This is a genomic window from Vibrio sp. 970 (assembly GCF_033339075.1).
The window spans coordinates 1-904 of the sequence record NZ_JAWOTW010000134.1 but is presented as its reverse complement, the minus strand read 5'-3'; the positions used below and the strand labels follow the sequence as shown (position 1 = coordinate 904).

The following is a 904-nucleotide window of genomic DNA, read 5'->3' as shown; positions in this document are numbered from 1 at the left end:
GAGATTACAACCAAAGAGCTGGGATCTCAACGATCCTTTTCTAAGGTAATGAACGTCCTCAAGAAAAACGCCTCCCAATGGGAGGCGTTTTTCGTATCTGCCAGTTGTAAAAAGGTCGCCTACACTAGCGACCTTGGGGATTCGTACAACGAGCGTTACGTTAAATATTCGCTATTAACGATACTCCCATGCATGCATAATATCTCCAAATCAACTATAAGGACTTAAAGTGAAAAAACTGATTTTACTAGCACTCTTAAGTGCAAGTGCAAGTGCAAACGAGGTAGACCATTTTTATGTCGGCGGCAATTTACTTGTAGGTCACAATACTGAGTTAGATGCTGGTATTGCAACTATTGATGAAAGCAACGACTTAGGTGGAGGGGTGTATGCTGGTTATAATTTTGCAGTTCACCCTAATGTAGATTTAGGTGTGGAGTTAGAATACCAACATTTTGGTGAAGCTGAATTTAATGAAGATGCCAGTGTTAAAGGTGATGCCTTTTATATTAACGCACGCCCTAAGTTTATAGATAAAGGTAATAAATTATATAGCGCACTCATTCTTGGCGTTGGTTCATTAAAGGGCGAAACCAACGTCTTCGGTATATCTGAATCAGAATCCAAGTTCTCTTATCAAGCAGGATTGGAAGTAGGTTACATGCTTGACAATGTAGACCTTGCTATCGGCTACAGATACAGGTCTGCTGAATTTGATGGTGTAGATATCAACATTCAAGGTGTGACAGTTGGTATGAGATATAACTTCTAGTAGCTTGCGACGAATGAGTTATCACAACCAAAAAGCTTCCCATTCGGGAGGCTTTTTTAAGTGCTGTTTATATGTGTTACGTTAAATTAATCATTACTTTCTTTTAAACCAAAGCGGTCCCACTCTATCAGC

General features: G+C 39.6%; 1 protein-coding gene. It reads left to right on the top strand.

The genetic code is table 11. From position 1 onward, the window contains the following. The first annotated feature begins 229 nt into the window (after window positions 1–229). Complete coding sequence (locus tag R7Q11_RS25230) at window positions 230–772, top strand: outer membrane protein (RefSeq protein ID WP_225462611.1); 543 nt, start codon at window positions 230–232, stop codon at window positions 770–772. Window positions 773–904: the final 132 nt, after the last annotated feature.